Source organism: Arcanobacterium sp. (ex Cirak et al. 2026) (assembly GCF_053585065.1).
The window spans coordinates 91594-111674 of record NZ_JBQJCE010000003.1; the positions used below are offsets into that span (position 1 = coordinate 91594).

General features: G+C 54.6%; 16 protein-coding genes. All 16 read left to right on the forward strand.

Annotated elements, in window-relative coordinates; translation table 11 throughout:
* The first annotated feature begins 10 nt into the window (after window positions 1-10).
* Window positions 11-370, forward strand: a complete 360-nt coding sequence (locus ACTOVJ_RS02760; RefSeq protein WP_449501724.1) for an NADH-quinone oxidoreductase subunit A — start codon at window positions 11-13, stop codon at window positions 368-370.
* 2 nt (window positions 371-372) lie between these two features.
* Window positions 373-933 carry an NADH-quinone oxidoreductase subunit B gene (locus tag ACTOVJ_RS02765; RefSeq protein ID WP_449501723.1) on the forward strand — a complete coding sequence of 187 codons (561 nt, stop codon included), beginning with the start codon at window positions 373-375 and terminating at the stop codon, window positions 931-933.
* Window positions 930-1628 (forward strand): NADH-quinone oxidoreductase subunit C, encoded by a 699-nt coding sequence (locus tag ACTOVJ_RS02770; protein WP_449502902.1) that lies wholly within the window; start codon window positions 930-932, stop codon window positions 1626-1628. Before ACTOVJ_RS02765 ends, ACTOVJ_RS02770 begins: the two co-directional genes overlap by 4 nt.
* Window positions 1629-1648: 20 nt before the next feature.
* Window positions 1649-2974, forward strand: coding sequence for an NADH-quinone oxidoreductase subunit D (locus tag ACTOVJ_RS02775; RefSeq protein ID WP_449501752.1), 1326 nt, complete (start codon window positions 1649-1651; stop codon window positions 2972-2974).
* A complete protein-coding gene (gene nuoE / locus ACTOVJ_RS02780) occupies window positions 2974-3651 on the forward strand; it encodes an NADH-quinone oxidoreductase subunit NuoE (protein ID WP_449502903.1) in 678 nt (225 codons plus the stop codon). Before ACTOVJ_RS02775 ends, nuoE begins: the two co-directional genes overlap by 1 nt.
* Complete coding sequence (nuoF, locus tag ACTOVJ_RS02785) at window positions 3615-4988, forward strand: NADH-quinone oxidoreductase subunit NuoF (protein WP_449501720.1); 1374 nt, start codon at window positions 3615-3617, stop codon at window positions 4986-4988. The genes nuoE and nuoF overlap by 37 nt, the downstream gene beginning before the upstream one ends.
* The gene (locus tag ACTOVJ_RS02790) at window positions 4985-7567 is read left to right on the forward strand and encodes an NADH-quinone oxidoreductase subunit G (protein WP_449504006.1); all 2583 of its coding nucleotides are present in this window, start codon (window positions 4985-4987) and stop codon (window positions 7565-7567) included. The genes nuoF and ACTOVJ_RS02790 overlap by 4 nt, the downstream gene beginning before the upstream one ends.
* Window positions 7564-8898, forward strand: a complete 1335-nt coding sequence (gene nuoH, locus ACTOVJ_RS02795) for an NADH-quinone oxidoreductase subunit NuoH (protein WP_449504005.1) — start codon at window positions 7564-7566, stop codon at window positions 8896-8898. Before ACTOVJ_RS02790 ends, nuoH begins: the two co-directional genes overlap by 4 nt.
* Complete coding sequence (gene nuoI, locus ACTOVJ_RS02800; protein ID WP_449501717.1) at window positions 8891-9586, forward strand: NADH-quinone oxidoreductase subunit NuoI; 696 nt, start codon at window positions 8891-8893, stop codon at window positions 9584-9586. The genes nuoH and nuoI overlap by 8 nt, the downstream gene beginning before the upstream one ends.
* Window positions 9583-10614, forward strand: coding sequence for an NADH-quinone oxidoreductase subunit J (locus ACTOVJ_RS02805; protein WP_449502907.1), 1032 nt, complete (start codon window positions 9583-9585; stop codon window positions 10612-10614). Before nuoI ends, ACTOVJ_RS02805 begins: the two co-directional genes overlap by 4 nt.
* The gene (gene nuoK, locus ACTOVJ_RS02810; protein WP_449501715.1) at window positions 10614-10913 is read left to right on the forward strand and encodes an NADH-quinone oxidoreductase subunit NuoK; all 300 of its coding nucleotides are present in this window, start codon (window positions 10614-10616) and stop codon (window positions 10911-10913) included. The genes ACTOVJ_RS02805 and nuoK overlap by 1 nt, the downstream gene beginning before the upstream one ends.
* Before the next feature lie 16 nt (window positions 10914-10929).
* Entirely contained in the window at window positions 10930-12870 is a 1941-nt protein-coding gene (nuoL, locus tag ACTOVJ_RS02815) for an NADH-quinone oxidoreductase subunit L (RefSeq protein ID WP_449504004.1), read from the forward strand.
* A gap of 11 nt (window positions 12871-12881) precedes the next feature.
* Complete coding sequence (locus ACTOVJ_RS02820) at window positions 12882-14402, forward strand: complex I subunit 4 family protein (RefSeq protein ID WP_449501713.1); 1521 nt, start codon at window positions 12882-12884, stop codon at window positions 14400-14402.
* Window positions 14399-16075: an NADH-quinone oxidoreductase subunit NuoN gene (gene nuoN / locus ACTOVJ_RS02825; protein WP_449504003.1), complete on the forward strand. Its 1677-nt coding sequence runs from the start codon at window positions 14399-14401 to the stop codon at window positions 16073-16075. Before ACTOVJ_RS02820 ends, nuoN begins: the two co-directional genes overlap by 4 nt.
* Complete coding sequence (locus ACTOVJ_RS02830) at window positions 16072-17085, forward strand: polyprenyl synthetase family protein (protein ID WP_449501711.1); 1014 nt, start codon at window positions 16072-16074, stop codon at window positions 17083-17085. The genes nuoN and ACTOVJ_RS02830 overlap by 4 nt, the downstream gene beginning before the upstream one ends.
* 231 nt (window positions 17086-17316) lie before the next feature.
* Entirely contained in the window at window positions 17317-20043 is a 2727-nt protein-coding gene (secA, locus tag ACTOVJ_RS02835) for a preprotein translocase subunit SecA (RefSeq protein WP_449501710.1), read from the forward strand.
* The last annotated feature ends 38 nt before the right edge of the window (window positions 20044-20081 follow it).

Here is a 20081-nt window from a genome sequence, read left to right on the forward strand (position 1 = left end):
TGGAGGTCCAATGTCTGGAAACATTCCGATCCTCATTATGATCGCGGCGGCGCTCGCAATTGCCGCCGGTGGTCTGGTGATGAGTGCAATTCTCGGCCCGAAGCGCTACAACCGTGTGAAGGTATCGAACTACGAATGTGGTTTGGAAGCTACCCCGAATGCGGGTAGTGCTGGACGCTTCCCGGTGAAGTATTTTCTGACGGCGATGACATTCATTGTGTTCGATATCGAGGTTGTGTTCCTCTACCCGTGGGCTGTCAACCATGAAGCTCTTGGACTTGGCGGCCTCATCGCAATCGGCGTTTTCGTCGCCCTGATCACCGTGCCGTTCTTGTATGAGTGGCGTCGCGGCGGACTTGAATGGGAGTAATGATGAGTGAAGTAAACATGGACACGGATCCAGGCAAGGCACTCGGAGCCGTTGAAAGCGTGCTGGGGTGGGCAAAGGCTCGCTCCATTTGGCCAGTCACAATGGGACTGGCGTGTTGCGCAATCGAAATGATGGCATTCGGAGCAGTCCGTTTTGACGCTTCACGAATTGGAATGGAAGTATTCCGAGCATCGCCTCGCCAGGCAGACCTGATGATTGTCTCCGGTCGAGTCTCCCAAAAGATGGCTCCTGTTGTGCGTAATACCTATGACCAACTCATGGAACCGAAATGGGTGATTTCCATGGGCGTCTGTGCATCGACGGGTGGCATGTTCAACAACTACTCCGTGGTTCAAGGAATTGACCATATCGTTCCAGTTGATGTCTATTTGCCGGGTTGCCCTCCACGCCCGGAGATGCTCATCAATGCGATTTTTGAATTGCGCAACGGGGTGATCGAAGGCGCACCGATTGGCGAACATCGTAAGCGTGTGGCCCGTGCAGCTGAAGAAGCTGCCCTGAAGGCAATGCCCCTTGAGGATAAGAAGGGACTTTTGAGGTGAGCAATAACGAAATTGCGCCGACAAGTGCAGTCGGCCCCGAAGTGATCGCCCGGCGATCCGGCATGTGGGGTGTGAAAGACAGCGGCGATACGACGGGATTTTCCACGCAACGTGAAATCGCCGTCGTCGCACCCCCAGCGACACGTCCGTACGGAGGGTGGTTTGACGATGTCGTCGACATTATCCTCGAGCTCGGTGCGGCTGACGGTTTCACTCCTGAACAACTCATCGAAAAGGTGTCGACACAAAACGGTCAACTCGTGATTTTCGTGCCGCGTGACAATCTGCTGACTGTCGCTCGTTATTGCCGCGACGATCAAGATTTACGTTTTGAGATGACGCTCGGTGTTTCTGCAGTTCACTACCCACAAGATAAGGGGCGCGAGCTCCACGGATACTTCCCGCTCTTGTCGTTCACGCATAACCGCATGATTGCCTTAGAAGTGACCGCTCCCGACGATGATCCGCATATGCCCTCGCTCGTGTCGGTTTATCCGGGTGACGATTGGTCTGAGCGTGAGGCATTCGATCTCATGGGAATTGTGTTCGACGGACATCCAGCGCTCGTCCGTTCAGCGATGCCTGACGATTGGATCGGTCACCCCCAGCGTAAGGACTACCCGCTCGGGGGTATTCCCGTTGAATACAAGGGCGCAGTCGTTCCGCCGCCGGATACTAGGAGGGAGTACAACTGATGGCAGATCAGCCTCGCGCAATGGGCGCAATTGATGAAGTAGAAGTCGCCGGATATGGTTCGTACGAATCTGTGGGCGGTGATTGGGCAGACATTGCTCGTGAAGCCGAGGAAATTGGTGAGGAACACATTGTTGTCAATCTCGGCCCCGTCCATCCAGCGACCCACGGCGTGTTGCGTCTGCAATTCGAACTCGACGGCGAATACGTTCGCGAAGTGAAGGCCTCTACTGGATTCCTTCATACCGGTATCGAGAAGAACATGGAGTACCGCACCTGGACTCAGGGCGTTGCCTACTGCACCCGAATGGATTATGTGGCGCCAACCTTCCAGGAAGTTGCCTACTGTCTGGCAGTGGAGAAGTTGCTCGGTATCACTGACCAGATTCCTCAGCGTGCCAGCGCAATTCGCGTGCTTTTGATGGAATTGACGCGCATTTCTTCCCATATTGTGGCCGTCGGCTCAGCAGGAAACGAACTTGGTGCGACGACGATGCTGACCCTTGCCTTCCGTGCGCGTGAAGATATTCTGCGCATCATGGAGGACATCACCGGTCTGCGCATGAACAATGAATTCATTCGCCCAGGCGGAGTTCTCGAGGATCTGCCAGCAGGTGGAACCGATTACATTCGTGAGCTTCTGCCCAAGGTTCGTCTGACGATTTCAGAGATGATGGATCTCACTCTCGACAACCCGATCTTTAAGATCCGTCATGAAGACGTTGCTGTCTCGCCGTTGTCATCCATGATGGCGCTGTCGATGACAGGCCCCTCACTTCGCGCTGCCGGTTTGCCAGCGGATCTTCGTAAAACGCAACCATACTGCGGTTACGAAAAGTACGAGTTCGATGTTCCTGTTCGCGACAAGGCCGATGCCTACACACGTGCACAGATTCGTTTTGAAGAAGCACTTCAATCTATTCGCATCTGCTATCAGGTCCTCGATGAGCTTGATCGCACCGAAGGTGAACCCGTGATGATTGCTGACAAGAAGATTGCTTGGCCAGCACGTTTATCCATTGGATCGGACGGTCAAGGTTCCTCTGCTGAGCATGTTGAGGAGATCATGACCCAATCGATGGAGTCCTTGATCCACCATTTCAAACTCGTGACCGAAGGTTTCCGTGTTCCCGCAGGCCAGGCTTACCAGCTGGTGGAACACGCAAAGGGAATCCTTGGCGTCCACGTCGTTTCCGACGGTGGAACTCGCCCCTATCGTGCCCACTTCCGTGACCCAAGTTACAACAACCTACAGTCGCTCGCCTTGATGTCTGAGGGATCGTTCCTTGCGGACACCATCATGGCTCTCGCGGCTATCGACCCTGTGATGGGAGGAGTTGATCGCTGATGGCTATCCCGTACACCCCTGAAGTAGAGGAGCGCTTGCGCCGTGAAGGCGCAGAAGTGATTGCGCGTTACCCGCAGTCACGTAGCGCCATCATGCCGCTGCTACACCTAGTTCAGTCTGAGGATGGTTTTTGCTCTCCACGAGGTATCGCATTTGTTGCGGAACTTCTTGGGCTCACAAAGGCAGAAGTTTCCGCTGTCGCCACCTTCTACTCACAATACCGCCGCCACCCCAACGGCGAGTACAACGTTGGTGTTTGTACCAATGCGTTGTGTGCTGTCATGGGCGGTGACGCAATCTGGGAAGAGCTGACCAATTACGTTGGCGTCGGACATGACGAGACTACAGCGGACGGAAAGATCACTCTCGAACAGCTCGAATGCAATGCCGGATGTGACTATGCGCCAGTGATTATGGTCAACTGGGAGTTTTTCGATAACCAGACACCGACGTCGGCGAAAGAAATCGTTGACGACATCCGTGCTGGTCGCGATATTCACCCCACCCGTGGGCCTGAAAAAGTCCACACCTTCAAGGAAATCGAGCATGTGCTCGCAGGTTTCGAAGACGGCCATGTCGATGAAGGCCCGTCGGCTGGGGCGGCGTCGCTCGCTGGTCTCGAAATCGCTCGCGAACGCGGATGGAGCGCACCACAACCGGAAGGAGAAGCACAGTGACTCACTACAGTGCACCAGGTACGCTCTCGCCGGTCCTGACAGATATGTGGGACAAGGAGCGCTCATGGACTTTGGACACGTACCGTGCAAACGGCGGGTACAAAGGTCTGGAAAAGGCGTGGCAGATGGCATCCGAACCCGGTGCCATCACCAATCTCATTAAAGAATCTGGCTTGCGTGGCCGTGGTGGTGCAGGCTTCCCGACCGGCCTGAAGTGGTCGTTCCTCCCACCTGCCGACGGCGGTCCGCGTTACCTCGTGGTCAATGCAGACGAATCTGAGCCGGGTACCTGCAAAGATATCCCTCACCTGATGGCCAACCCCCACCTCCTCATTGAGGGAATGGCGATTTGTTTGCTCGCCATCGGTGGCAATCGTGGATTTATCTACTTGCGTGGCGAAGTCGTTCACGTTTACCGTCGTCTGATGGCAGCAGTGCGTGAGGCACGTGAAGCAGGAATCTTGGGAACCGGGCGCGGGCCAAACGGAGATTACGACCTCGACATCACGGTTCATGCTGGTGCCGGCGCTTACATCTGCGGAGAAGAAACGGCACTTCTCGATTCGCTTGAAGGTTACCGCGGTCAGCCTCGTCTCAAGCCGCCGTTCCCTGCTGCTGAGGGTCTTTACGCTCGTCCAACGGTGATCAACAACGTGGAATCAATTTCGTCGGTTCCAGGAATTTTGGTCAATGGTACTGAGTGGTTCCAGGCGATGGGCGCCAATACGAAGAACTCTCGTGGGCATGGGATTTTCTCTCTGTCGGGTCACGTGAAGCGTCCAGGCCAATATGAGGCTCCTTTCGGTATCACTATGCGCCAACTTCTCGAACTTGCCGGAGGAATTCGCGAAGGGCACGAACTGAAGTTCTACGCCATTGGTGGCTCATCGGCACCTCTCTTTACTCCTGATCATCTCGATATTCCGTTGGGGTATGAGGAAGTTGCCGAGGGCGGTTCGATGCTTGCAACTCGCGCGATCCAGGTTTTTGACGAAACGGTGTCAGTGGTTCGAGTTGTGTCGCGTTGGGCTGATTTTTACCAGCACGAATCATGTGGCAAATGCACCCCGTGCCGAGAGGGCACATTCTGGATGCGCCAGATCATGCATCGTTTCGAGGCAGGGACTGCAAAGGAATCTGATATCGATCTGATCGATGAAATTGCTTCGAATATTGCGGGGCGTTCATTCTGTGCGCTCGGCGATGCTGCGGCAACTCCTATCAAGAGTGCCATCAGCCTGTTCCGTGACGAATTTGTCCTTGGAACGAAGAAAGCTGCCTCGCAGCTGTACCCGCCTGAGAAGTCTGTTGTATTTGGCGAAGTAGGTGTCAAATGAGTGAAAAAAATACTCCGGTCGAGCTTGTGACCGTCCATGTTGACGGCAAGGAAGTATCGGTTCCGAAGGGCACGCTGATCATTCGCGCAGCGGAAAAAGTTGGCGTCCATATTCCGCGTTTCTGCGATCACCCGCTTCTGTCTCCGGCTGCTGCGTGTCGTCAGTGCCTCGTTGAAGTTGCGGCTCCAGATCGTGAAGGAAACGTCCGGAAGATGCCAAAGCCACAACCATCGTGTGCTGTGACTGTTTCTCCGGGGATGGAGATCTTTACGGGCGCAACCTCTGAGGTTGCGAAGAAAGCACAGAAGGGTGTGATGGAGTTTCTACTCATTAACCACCCGATGGATTGTCCGGTGTGTGACAAAGGTGGCGAGTGTCCGCTTCAGAATCAGGCGATGACTGACGGACGCACAACATCGCGATTTGTGGATATTAAGCGCACATATCCGAAGCCGATTTCAGTGTCCGCGCAAATCTTGCTTGATCGTGACCGATGCATTTTGTGCCAACGCTGTACACGTTTCTCGAACCAGATTACCGGCGATGCCTTCATCACCCTTCAAGGCCGTGGTGGGGGTACCCCAGGATACGCTGTGCACTCACTTCCTGGCTCTCAGGTAGGTGGCTTTGATGGAGCCGTGCTCGGTTTCGACGATGTTGATGGGACTCATGCACCGGTAGTCAACAATGACTTCTCCGGACCGGGTGGTGAAAGTGGCCTTGCTGAAGGCTTTGCCGCTGGTCCGATGGTGCCAATGCAAACTGCTGCGGATGGTCGTTCATTCGCGTCCTACTTCTCGGGTAACGTGATTCAAATTTGCCCAGTCGGCGCACTGACATCAGCCGCATACCGTTTCCGCGCGCGTCCTTTCGACTTGGTGTCCGTCCCCGGTGTCACCGAACATGATGCTTCTGGCTCCGCAATCCGCGTGGATTACCGACGTGGTGAGGTTGTTCGCCGTATGGCTGGCGAAGACATGGAGGTCAACGAGGAATGGATCACTGACAAAGATCGTTTTGCTTTCCGATGGCAGCAGGCCTCTGACCGTCTTGCCTACCCTCGCTTAAAGGGTGTTTCTGAACCAGTTTCCTGGTTTGAAGCGATCGACGAGGCCGCTAAGGGGTTGACGTCCGCTCAGGATAAGGGTGTTGGTGTTATTGTCGGTGGCCGTGTCACCTTGGAAGACGCATATGCGTATGCAAAGTTTGCACGCGTCGTCCTCGGCACGAATGACATTGATTTCCGCACTCGTGCGGGTTCAATGGAAGAGAACGAGTTTCTCGCTTCTATCGTTGCAGGCACCGGCCTTGGTGTGACCTATTCGGATATTGAGCACGCCTCTCATGTCCTGACTGTCGGTCTCGAAGCGGAAGATGAAATCGGCTCGGTTTTCTTGCGTCTACGTAAGGGAGTGCTTGCCAAGACGACCTCCGTTTCTGTGATTTCGGCATACAAGTCACTCGGAACGTCAAAGATGAACGCGCGTTTCATTCCTGCTGTTCCGGGCACTGAAGCCGAAGTTCTTAGTGCAATTGCCGACGCCGGTGAGGGAATTTTCGGTGAAACATTTGCTGATCTCTCTCAGCCGGGTTCTGTTATTTTGGTTGGCGAGCGAACCTGTGCGACTCGCGGTGCGCTTTCAGCAGTAGTGGCACTGGCTCAGCGCACCGGTGCACGTCTCGCGTGGATCCCACGTCGTGCAGGTGACCGAGGTGCTCTTGACGCTGGCGCGATGCCGAATCTCCTGCCGGGAGGCCGGCTTGTCTCAGACCCAGCAGCGCGTGTGGACGTCGCATCAGTGTGGGGTGTGGACTCGCTTCCGGAAAACATCGGTCGCTCGACTGGTGAAATCCTCGATGCCGCACGCCGTGGTGAACTTGGTGCTGTGGTTCTGGGAGGCGTTGAACTTGCAGACTTGCCTGCGGGCGCTCAAGAGGCGCTCGATCATGTCTTCACTGTCCAGCTCGAAGTGCGTGATACAGACACTCTTGCTCTCGCTGATGTGGCTTTGCCAGTGGCTCCTCCCGCAGAAAAGGGTGGAACCTTCGTGAACTGGGAAGGGCGTTTGCGACCTTTCGGACAGGCGCTGACCTCGGTGCATCTGCCAGACCGTGCTGTTCTCAATGATTTGGCTAGCCAAATGGGCGCTGAGCTTGGGTTGGACACCCTTGAAGCTGCAGTGAATGAATACGCCCAGCTGCGGACATGGGACGGCGCGCGTGCTCAGGTACCGTCGACGTCGGCTGCTCCTGCGCCGATTATCGCTCCTGGACAGGCAGTGCTTGCCTCGTGGAAACAGATGCTCGATCTCGGAGCTCTTCAGAGCAACGAGCCGCACCTGGCAGCAACAGCTCGAAAGTCTGTGGCTTTGGTGTCGCCCGCTACTGCCCGTGGCGCTGGCGCTGAGAAGTCACTGACCATTACGGGACCTGCTGGTTCAATCACTCTGGATCTTCAGGTGGTTGCCATGCCCGACGGCGTCGTGTGGGTTCCGCAGAATTCTTCTCTCTCGCAGATTGCGCTCATCGGCGCTCAGGCGGGCGACGTCGTCACCATTTCCAAGGAGGCCACAAAGTGAACCACTTCTTGACAGTGGGTGGGGTTGCCGCTGACTTCTCGCAAGATACCTGGTGGATCTGGGTGATCAAGGCTGTTGTAGCCGTGGTCTTTTTGATTCTGACAGTGATCTTCGCGTTGTGGGTCGAGCGCAGGCTCCTCGCTCGTATGCAGAATCGAGTCGGGCCAAACGTTGTCGGTCCATTTGGACTTTTTCAGTCGTTTCCCGACGCCCTTAAGCTTCTGGTGAAGGAAGATTTCAATCTGCGTGGAGCTGACCGTGCAGTGTACTTCGTTGCACCAGCGATTTCAGCTCTGGCCGCTTTCACAGTGATTGCTGTGATCCCCTTCGGCCCAGAAGTTTCACTCTTCGGCCATCACACTCCGGTTCAGCTTGCTGATTCGCCTGTGGCAATGTTGTTTGTGCTGGCGGTTGCGGCGCTTGGTGAATATGGATTAGTTTTCGGTGGTTGGTCAGCAAAGTCCACTCTTCCGCTCTATGGCTCGGTGCGTAGCGCAACGCAAATGATTTCTTATGAGCTTGCTCAGGGACTGTCACTTGTCACGGTATTCCTCACAGCGAATACGATGTCCACTTCCGGAATTGTCAACGCGCAGGGATCGTTGTGGAACGTCATCTTATTGATGCCGGCATTCTTGATTTTCTTAGTGACGATGTTTGGTGAAGCTAACCGACTCCCATTCGATCTTCCCGAAGCTGAAGGTGAGATTGTTGCTGGTCCACATACTGAATACTCGTCGATGAAGTTCGGATGGTACTACTTGTCCGAGTACATCAACATGTTCAACCTGTCGATGCTCGCCACCACATTGTTCTTTGGTGGCTGGCACGCTGATCCGGTGACCAAAGCAGTCTTCAGCTTGTGGGGCGGAGATCCGAACGTTGGATGGTTCCCGGTAGTGACATTCCTACTCAAAACATGGACTTTCATGTGTATCTTCATTTGGGTACGTGGCACATTGCTCCGTTTCCGTTATGACCAATTCATGAAGCTTGGCTGGAAGGGTCTGATCCCATTTGCACTCGGATGGCTGGCGCTGGTGATGATCGCGGTGGGAATCAACATGGCCTACCCGATCAATCTGCGTGCTGTCATGGTGATTTTGGCGATCGGTTATTCCCTGATCATGTTGATCGTGGCTTTCGGCGATGATCGTGTGGCACCGACTCAAGATGAAATCGAAGCTGCGCGTGCTGAGGAAGAGTTCACTGGTTTTGAAAATGGCTATCCGGTTCCGCCGTTGCCAGGACAACAACTGCCGCCGTCCCCGCGCGCAGGACGTCAGCCAGCACGCGTTACTCGCACACTTGAGGAGGCCGAAAATGTCTGAAAATACCAACGAAAATCCGCAGCGTTTCAATCAGCCCGATCCTGAGCAATACAGTCCTCACAAGAAGGGTCCGGTCGGCCGTATGCTGTCGCCCGTGGCCGGATTTGGCGTAACGTTTTCGACGTTGTTCCGTCCAGTTGTGACCGAGCAGTACTTGCCCAATACGGGGAAGAAAAAGAACGAGGCTCATATCCGTCCTCGCTACCACGGTTTGCATAAGCTCAACCGTTATGCTGACGGATTGGAGAAGTGCATCGGCTGTGAGCTGTGCGCATGGGCGTGTCCGGCCGATGCGATCCTGGTTGAGGCTGACGCGAACACTCCAGATGCTCAATATTCACCGGGAGAACGTTATGGACGTGTCTACCAAGTCAACTACCTGCGATGCATCTTCTGTGCATACTGCATCCAGGCATGTCCAACGCGCGCTTTGACGATGTCGAATGAATTTGAGATCGCTGGTCAGACACGCGAGTCGATGATCTACGAGAAGGAAAACCTCCTCGTTCCGCTGGCACAAGGGATGTTGCAACCGCCGCATCCGATGGTCGAGGGCACAACTGACGCTGATTACTACAAGGGCAATATCACCGGGCCAACTCAGAACCAGGTGGATTGGGTGCGCGAGCATCGCCCAGATGATCCGTCCCTTGAGACGGCACAGGTTGTGGAGGTGAACAAACGATGATACAAGCTGCAATTTCACTCTCGACGGCGGAGGCTGTGGGATTCTTTATCATTGCGGCGCTGATGATTGTTGCCGCGGCGTACGGCCTGTTGATTGCTCGCAAAGCGGTCTACACCACGATTTCGGTGATTTTCGTGATGGTATGTCTTGCAGTGTTGTACACCATGCTGGAGGCCCCTTTCATGGGGGTCGCTCAAGTGGTTGTCTACACTGGCGCAATTTTGATGATGTTCTTGTTCGTTCTGATGCTGGTCGGAGTTGACTCAGCAGACTCTGGGCATGAAACGCTCAAGGCTCAAAAGCCGGTCGCGCTTCTTGGTGGTCTGGGGATCGCAGCGATCTTGATCGCAGTGGTCTTCGGATTTATTGGCACCGGTTTCGATAAAGCGCCAGCTGGTGTGAAACAAGATATCTTCCCCATCGGTCTTGAAGCGGCAAATGCGAACGGAAACCCCGTCGGTGTATCACACGTGATCTTCAATAATTTTGTTCTCACGCTCGAAATCACCGGCTGTCTTCTGATTGTCGCAGCGCTGGGTGCGATGACGCTGACCCATCGCGACAAGGTTCATTCGCGTCTGACTCAAAGTGAACTTGCGACGCAAAAGATGCTCGACTTCACCGAAAAAGGTGTCCACCCGGGGCATCTTCCAAATGCCGGTGTCTTCGCAGAGTCAAACTCGTCAACGAATCCATCGCTGACATACGGTGGGAAGCCTGCTGAAGGTTCGATCAACCGTGTCTTGGCTATTCGTGGACAAGGGCGGTCGTTGCCCGAGGTATCGCCGGGTGCGGTCGATATCATCTCTCACGGTCCTGGTCTGCACGGGCCTTCCACATACGGTGCTATCACACGTGCCTCTGTTCCGGGTATGCCTGGTATTGCTGCCCCTGATTATGAGACGGCAGCAAAGCGACACGAACTCACGCCGGGAAAGACACAAGAAGCGCAAGCGCCTGAGGCCTCCGACGTCGTCGAAGAACATCAGGTCACTGAAACGCACACCGACAAGGGAGAGGTAAAGTAATGGACCTTCTATGGTACGTGGCGCTGGCTGTAGTGCTCTTTACACTCGGCGCAGCAACTGTTCTCACCCGTCGCAATGGTGTGATCGCGCTCCTCGGGGTAGAAATCATGCTGAATTCTGCGAATCTCGCGCTTGTCACTTTCTCACGCATGTGGGGCGATCTCCAGGGGCAGGTTTTTTCCTTCTTCGTGATGGTCGTTGCTGCTGCAGAAGTCGTGGTCGGGTTAGCGATCGTGGTGTCCATCTTCCGAACCCGTAGGTCCGCCTCGCTTGATGGCGTGAACCTCCTGAAACACTGAAAGCAGGTGTGAATAGATGAATTTGTACATGATGCCCGTCGCTCCAGTGCCAGCTACTGGAATGGCGGCGAATGTGTGGCTCGCGGTTGCCATTCCGCTTGCTGTAGCGCTCCTGCTTCTTGTCCTCGGGCGTAAAGCGGACCGATGGGGGCATTGGCTCGCAATCGCCGCCTCGACCGCATCCTTCGTGATCGGTCTAATTGCGACGATCGGTCTCCTTAGCGTGGACGCTTCGTCCAGAGTGACCGAATCTGTGCTCTACTCATGGTTGTCCGGCACCGAACTCCACGTCGATTTGGCCACGCGCTTCGATCCGCTCTCTGCCACTTTCGTGATGTTGGTGACCTTCGTCGGCACCCTCATTCACATCTACTCGGTGGAGTATATGGCGCACGACGTCGATCGTCGTCGTTTCTTCGCCTACCTCAATTTGTTTGTGGCATCGATGCTCATGCTCGTCCTGGGGAATTCGTATCTCACGCTGTTCCTCGGATGGGAAGGCGTTGGCCTGGCATCATACCTGCTCATCTCCTTCTGGAACGTCGTTCCCGAATATGCGACAGCCGGTAAGAAGGCATTTGTGATGAATCGTGTAGGCGATCTCGGAATGCTTATCGCAATGATGGCGATGGTGTCTGTGTTCGGCTCAGTCAACTTCTCTGCAGTTGAGGCGGGCGCCTCGAAGGCGGCGACGGGGTGGATGACTTTCATCGGACTGTTCCTGTTGCTCGCAGCGTGTGGTAAGTCGGCGCAGTTCCCGTTGCAGGCTTGGTTGGGTGACGCAATGGCAGGTCCGACGCCGGTGTCAGCACTGATCCACGCAGCGACAATGGTGACGGCGGGTGTTTATCTCATGGTTCGCTCGGGTGCGATCTATCTCGCTGCTCCGACTGCTTCCCTTGCAGTGGCGATTATCGGTCTGATCACCCTTGTCTTCGGCGCTGTGGTTGGTGCTGCAAAGGACGATATGAAGAAAGTTCTTGCGGCATCGACGATGAGCCAGATCGGCTACATGATGCTTGCTGCTGGACTCGGGCCGGTCGGCGCGGCCTTCGCGATCTTCCACCTTGTGACCCATGGTGCCTTCAAGGCCAATATGTTCCTCGGGGCTGGTGCTGTGATGCATGCGATGAACGATGACGTCAACATGCGTGGATTCGGAGGCTTGTATTCGCGTATGAAGATCACAGCCGTGACATTCATGTGTGGTTATCTGGCAATTATCGGTTTCCCGTTCTTGTCCGGATTCTTCTCCAAAGATAAGATCATCGAAGCAGCCTTTGTCGGCGAGGGCGTGCGCCCGTGGATTTTCGGGTTTATGACCGTTGCTATCGCTGGCCTGACTGCTTTCTACATGTCGCGTTTGGTCTTCATGATTTTCTTTGGGCAGGCACGATGGAGTGAACATGGGGAGCAGGCACAGCATCCGCACGATCCAGGTCCATTGATGTGGGTTCCGATGGTCATTCTTGCCCTTGGCTCGCTCGCCCTCGGAGGTGTCCTCAACGCTGTTGGCTTTATTTCGTGGCTTTCTCCGTCAATCGGGGAAACTCCTCATCATGAACCTGTGATTGCGCCGATCGTGATTACTGTCATGACCCTCGTTGTCGTTGCCGTCGGAGTGGGCATTGCGTGGAAGATGTACATTGCATCTGAGGTTCCCGCTATTGCGCCGGAAGCCAATGCGCTGGTTCGCGCTGCGCGCGCTGATCTCTACCAAGATGCGATCAACGAAAATCTTGTCATGAAACCGTCAATGGTCGTGGCAACCGGTACTGCTGTCGCTGACCACGAGTTCGTCGACGGCGTCGTGCGTGGTATTGCAAAGGGATCGTTCGGTGCAGGCCATATCGTCGGTAAGCTCCAAAACGGTTTCGCTCGGAGCTACGCAAGTCTGATGACTGCAGGTGTGCTTCTCGCGCTCATCGTAGTTGTCAGCGTTGGCCTAGGAAAGTAGGAGGAAAGAACATGATTTCCAACGCAGCCTTCCCTTGGCTGACATTTTTGATTGCGTTAGTGGCAGTCGCCGCTGTAATGCTGTGGCTCGTGCGCCCGCTTCGCCAGGTGGCGCGCCACTATGCCCTGGCAGTCTCTGTGCTTGTTTTCGTGCTCTTCGCCGTTGCCTTCGCCACTGGCTACCACACGGATCACATTTCCTTGTACGAGTCCTACCGCTGGATTCCTCAAATTGGTGTCACCTGGACGGTAGGGATTAACGGCCTTCAGGCAGTCATGATTTTCCTCGCGACCTTCCTCGTCCCCGTCGTCATCCTTGCGGAATATGACACGGCTGATGCGGAGGAGTCTTACGGTTTCTTCGCGTGGGTGCTTGCCCTTGAAGCGGTCATGATTGGACTTTTTGCAGTCCAGGATCTCTTCGTTTTCTACGTGCTTTTCGAAGCACTCGTCATCCCGATGTACTTCCTCATCGGGCGATACGGCGGCGAGAATCGCAATCATGCGGCGATGAAGTTCCTCGTGTATTCCCTGGTTGGGGGCTTGATTATGCTCGCCGGAGTCATCGGGGTGTACGCGTACGGGCCAGGTGGCAGCCAGGCCTACCTCTACTCAACTCTGGCGCAGGGGCTCAACGCTTCTGAAACAGCTCAAATGTGGCTGTTCGGCTCGTTCTTCATCGCATTCGCAATCAAGGCGCCGATGTGGCCATTCCACACGTGGCTTCCTGATACGGCTGCTGAAGCGACGCCGGGAACCTCGACGCTCTTGGTCTCGGTGCTCGACAAGCTGGGAACCTATGGCATGATCGTGATCTGCGTGCCTCTCTTTCCGCGTGCCGCTCTTGGCCTTGCGGTGACGATCATTGTGCTCGCGCTGATTTCGATTTTCTGGGGTGCGCTGATGGCGGTAAAGGCTGATAACCTTTTGCGCCTGGTTGCCTACACCTCAGTGTCGCACTTTGGTTTCATGGTGATGGCAATTTTCTCTGGATCAACCCTGGCAATGACTGGTGCGATGGTCTACATGGTCGCTCACGGAATTTCGACAGCTGGGATGTTTGTGGTGGTGGGTTTCCTCGCACGCCGTGGGGATTCCTACCTGATCTCCAGTTATGGCGGGTGGCAACGTGTCACGCCGTTGATTGCTGGAACATTCCTCATCAGCGGTTTGGCAACGATTGCGCTTCCTGGCCTCTCGGGGTTCATTCCGGAATACATGACGTTGATGGGCACGTTCCAAACCGTCAAGTGGGCTGCACTTGCTGCTGTTCCGGCCGTCGTGATTGCCTCTGTCTATATTTTGTGGCCGTATCAGCGAGTATTTACTGGTCCGAAGCCGCAAGTGGACGTTGAGGACATGAGAGCAACCGAAAAGACTGCGATGGGTCTCATTCTCGCTGCGATGCTGTGGCTTGGATTCTACCCAGCGCCGGTTATCGACCTCGTCTCCACCCCAGCAGCTGATGCTGTGTCGGTCATGGCTCAGGTGTCAACCACTGAGAATGTCGTTCTCGAAGGGAGTAACAAGTGAACGCAACGATCCTCTGGGCGTCGATGACGCCGTTGCTGATTGTGCTGGGCGCGGCAGTGCTCTCCACTCTCATCGAGGCTTTCTGCCCACGTGACTATAGACGTCCGATTCAACTGACAATTGCGATTTTGGCCCTTGCCGGCGCTCTACTAGCAAGTGCATGGCGATGGACTGAGTTCATTGCCCAAGGTCGCAAGATCACTCCTTACTCAGTCTTGTCTGGCGCGCCAGGAACCCAAACAATCTCCGAACAGGCCACCGGCGTGCCAAACACCGGAATTGGTCTAGTTGAAGATGGTGTCTCGCTCGTCTCATTTATCGTTTTGCTCGTAGTGGCGCTGATTGCGTTTTTAGTGATCGCTGATCGCACCCACGTCGGGGACGGCTCTTTTGCTGCATCGTCAGCAACCCGCCCGGGCTCACGAGAGGAACGCGAATCGACGGCAGCTGGCCGGGTACAGACTGAAATTTTCCCGCTTGCCCTCTTTGCCACCGGTGGCATGATGGCATTTACTGCATCATTTGATTTGCTGACATTATTTATTGCACTTGAGTTGCTGTCCTTGCCGCTCTATGTGCTATCGGCAACAGCGCGTCGTCGTCGACTTCTCTCTCAAGAAGCGGCGATGAAGTACTTCCTTTTGGGTGCCTTCTCGTCGGCCGTTTTCCTCATGGGTGCAGCGTTCATTTACGGCGGTACGGGACGTGTGTCATTTTTTGAAGTAGCTGCAGTAGCAGGTAATAGTGCAAACCCAATGGTTTTGGGAAGTACGAGCTTTACGGTGATCGGCGTGGTCATGGTGATTTTGGGACTCTTGTTCAAGATCGGCGCTGCTCCGTTCCACCAGTGGGTGCCTGACGTCTACCAGGGCGCGCCGACTCCGATCACTGCATTCATGGCTGCAGGAACCAAGGCTGCGGCTTTCGCGGCGTTGATGCGTGTGATGATGTTTCTTTCGGCTCCGGCGCGTGACGCGTTGACTCCGTTCATGTGGATTGTCATCATTGCCACGATCGTTGTTGGCACAGTCATGGGTCTGGTTCAGAAAGATATTAAGCGTCTGCTCGCTTACTCATCGATTGCGCACGCAGGTTTCATCCTGATCGCACTGCTGGGGGTGGCTGCCCTTCCGACGATATCGTCAGATATCGAAGCATTCCGTCCGACTGCGACGGCGATTGCTGCGATCTTCTACTATCTGTTGACATACGGGTTCGCCACGATCGGCGCCTTTGGTGTCGTCACTTTGGTGCGCTCGAAGGATTCTGCAGGGAATATCGTCGGTGAAGCGACGCATATGGACTCATGGCGAGGCTTGGGCAAGCGCAGCCCATTCTTGGCCGCGTCGATGTTGGTCTTCCTTCTGTCCTTCGCCGGTATTCCGTTCACCGGCGGATTCATCGGAAAGTTTGAAGCGTTCCGTGCAGGTATCCATGCAGGTGGAGTGATTCTCGTGGTCATTGCAGTTCTTGCTTCTGCGGCGACTGCTTTCTTCTACTTCCGACTCGTTGCGTTGATGTTCTTCGAAGAACCAGACGGTGATTCGACAGTAGTGGTCACCTCTGAGGGTACGTCGATGGTTGCAATTGTTGTTGCACTTATTGCTACGATTGCGCTGGGTGTCCTGCCCGCTCCATTCCTCGACTTCATGCAAGGATCCTTTATCCTATGAGCTTGATTGACAGCCTGTTCTCCTCGGATCATCCTCTGGCGGCGCGCCTTGGCGCTCGTATGGAAGAGGTTGAAGATGCGTTGCGCGACGCCGTGCGTGTCGGTGATCTTGTGGCTGACTCGGCCACATCGCATTTGGCATCTGCTGGTGGCAAGCGCCTTCGTCCGGCACTGACCGTGCTCACTGCACAGTTGGGGCCGAATCCGCAAGCGCAGGCTGTCATCGACTCTGCAGTGGTCGTGGAATTGACTCATCTGGCGTCGCTTTATCACGACGACGTTATGGATGATGCTCCTCTCCGTCGGGGGGTTCCATCGGCACAGTATGTCTATGGAAACTCCTCCGCGATTATGGCAGGAGACATGCTCTTTGCTCGCGCATCTGCGATTGTTGCTGGGCTGGGCCCGAAAGCGGTGTTGCTCCATGCTCGTACTTTCGAGCGTCTGTGCATTGGCCAACTCCATGAGACCGTAGGACCTCAGGAGGGTGAGGATCCTCAGGCTCATCACATTCAGGTTCTCGCTGGAAAAACGGGCTCTTTGATCGCGGCATCTGCGCGGTATGGCGTGCTTTCTGCAGGTGGAAGTGAGGAACTTGCTGAAGCAGTGGCTCAATACGGTGAGCGTGTGGGTGTGGCATTCCAGATCGCTGATGACGTCATTGACCTCATGTCTGATTCTGATGTGACAGGTAAGACTCCAGGAACTGATTTGCTTGAAGGCGTGCCGACTATGCCGACCTTGCTTCTCGAACGTATGGCTACTGAGGGGACTATTGACCGTGAGGGCGAGGAAATTCTGGCAATGTTGGCCGAAGGTCATCTTGATGAGGGTGATCGGCTGGAGAATGTCGTTGCACTGTTGCGTCGCCATGATGTCGTTGAGCAAACGCGCCAGCTGGCACATCAGTGGACTTCAGATGCACTCGCCGAACTGAAGAGTGTTCCCGAGGGTGACGTCAAAGATGCCTTGGTGGCTTTTGCCTACGCAATGGTTGATCGAATGGCATAAAAAATGTCCTCATTTTGAACTCAATAAACAGGCGCAAGTAGCATAGCTACTTGCGCCTGTATGTCTGTTCGCCACAACGAAAAGTTGGTGCCGCAACGCAACGATGGGTAACAGCGTCGGGAGGGAATATCGGCGCTCAGCGAACGTGACATGCGTCCAACCCTGTCCCACGCGCGTGTCAAAACGCTAAAATAATTTGCGGTATATTCTCACAAATTGTCAGGAGAGATAGTGCGTAAGTTGATCAATAAGATCCTCCGCGCAGGCGAAGGTCGCACGCTCAAGAAGCTTCAGAGTATTGCAAAGCAGGTCAATGAGCTTGAGAGCTCTTTTGAGGACATGACCGACGCTGAGCTGAAAGAGCAAACCGCTCATTTCAGGGAGCGTCTGGAAGCGGGCGAAACTCTTGATGACCTGCTTCCTGAAGCATTTGCCGTTGTGCGTGAGGCGTCCAAGCGCACTCTTGGTCAGCGCCACTATGACGTGCAGGTGATGGGTGCAGCCAACCTTCACATGGGTAACATCTCGGAGATGAAGACAGGTGAAGGTAAGACGCTCGTTGCTACCTTGGCTGCTTATCTCAATGCCCTTCCCGGGAAGGGTGTGCACGTGGTGACCGTGAACGATTATCTTGCGTCATATCAGGCTGAACTCATGGGACGCGTTTACCGCTTCTTGGGTCTTACGACAGGCACCATCACTTCGGGGCTAACGCCGGATCAACGTCGCACTCAGTACGCGGCGGATATCACGTACGGGACCAATAACGAATTCGGTTTCGATTACCTTCGTGACAACATGGCGCTCGACGTCGACAACTTGGTTCAGCGAGGTCACTTTTTTGCCATCGTCGATGAAGTGGACTCGATCCTTATTGACGAGGCGCGTACCCCGCTCATTATTTCTGGCCCAGCTGAAGGCGACGCGAATAAGTGGTACCAGACCTTCTCTCGCGCTGTTTTACAGATGCGCAAGGACACTGATTACGAAGTCGATGAGAAGAAGCGTACGGTGGGCGTTCTTGAGCCGGGGATCGACAAAGTCGAGGACATGCTTGGCATCGACAATCTTTACGAGTCAGTGAATACTCCGCTGATCGGTTATCTGAATAATGCGATTAAGGCCAAGGAGCTGTTCCACAAGGACAAGGATTACATCGTCACAAACGGCGAGGTAATGATTGTTGATGAGCACACCGGCCGAGTACTACCAGGTCGTCGTTACAACGAAGGTATGCACCAGGCTATTGAGGCGAAGGAAAATGTCGAAATTAAGGCAGAGAATCAGACTCTGGCGACGATTACCCTTCAGAACTACTTCCGACTCTATGACAAGCTCGCGGGAATGACGGGAACTGCGGAAACCGAAGCGGAGGAGTTTGCGAGCACCTACAACATCGGCGTCGTCCCGATTCCAACTAATCGTCCCATGATTCGCCAGGACAAGACGGATCTTGTGTACCCGACGGTGGCAGGCAAGTATAAGGCGATTGTAGAGGACATCAAGGAACGCTACGCTATCGGGCAGCCTGTGCTTGTCGGTACGGCATCAGTGGAACACTCCGAACAGCTCTCGTCGCTTCTGAAGAAGGCTCGTATTCCTCACACCGTGCTCAACGCCAAGCATCACGAGTCTGAAGCGGAAGTTGTGGCGATGGCCGGGCGCAAAGGTGCGGTTACTGTTGCGACGAATATGGCTGGTCGTGGAACCGACATTATGCTCGGTGGAAACGCTGAGCATATTGCGCAGGCGATGATGGCACAAGCGGGGCTTTCGACTGACGAGGATGCCGAAGCGTACGAGGCTGCCTGGCCAGATATGCTTGCGAAGGCTAAGGAAGCAGTCAAGGCGGAGCATGAGGAAGTGAAGAAGCTCGGTGGCTTGTACGTGCTTGGCTCTGAACGCCATGAATCCCGTCGTATCGATAATCAGCTCCGTGGACGTGCAGGGCGTCAAGGTGATCCGGGTGAATCGCGATTCTACCTTTCTCTTGAGGATGATCTGTTGCGCCTGTTTGGTAATAACCGAGCAACGGCGATGTTCCAAAAGGGGCCGGAGGATGAAGCCCTCGAATTTAAGATTCTCTCCAACGCTATTGAGCGTGCGCAGTCACAACTCGAATCACGAAATGCAGAGATTCGTAAGAACGTTCTCAAGTATGACGATGTGATGAGTGAGCAGCGCGCAGTTGTCTACGAAGAGCGCCGTGCGATTTTGAACGGCGAGGATGTCGAAGATCAGATCCAGTCTTTCATTGATTTCACGGTCAGTGATGTGGTGACTGCTGGTACTCTCGGTTCAGCTGAAGACTGGGATCTTGATGCACTGTGGACCGATCTTCGTAGCGTCTACAAGCCGTCATTCTCACCCGAGGAACTCGTTGAGGAGGTCGGTGGTGCACGCTTGCTCACCCGAGAGGCGATTCTCAGCGAAGTGTCCGATGATGTTCACGCGATCTACGAAGAACGCGAAGAAGAGCTCGGTGGCGATAATATGCGCAATATTGAACGCCAAGTTCTTCTCACTGTGCTCGATCGTAAGTGGCGTGAGCACCTCTACGAAATGGATTACTTGAAGGAAGGTATTGGGCTTCGCGCGATGGCTCAGCGTGATCCGCTCGTTGAATACAAGGAAGAGGGATACCAGCTCTTCCAGCAGATGAACGATGCGATCCGCTCTGAAACGGTTGGCTACTTGTTTAACTTTGAGCTCCCAAGCGAGCGTGCTGCACGTGAAGCTCTTGCAACGGGAGCAGAGCCTGTAGCGCAAGAACAGCCGCAACACAATATCGACACCGAAAAAGTTCTCGGGATTAAGCGTCCAACAACTCAAGCTCAGATGACGTATTCCTCGAGCGATGAATCAGGAAATGTTCAGCGCAGGAATGAGTCTGGCCAACATTTGGCGAGTAACGATGGACTGAACCGACAAGAACGTCGGGCACGTCGTAAGCATTGATCTTAGCCGCTGAGTCTCCATGAAATATTCAGCGTAGA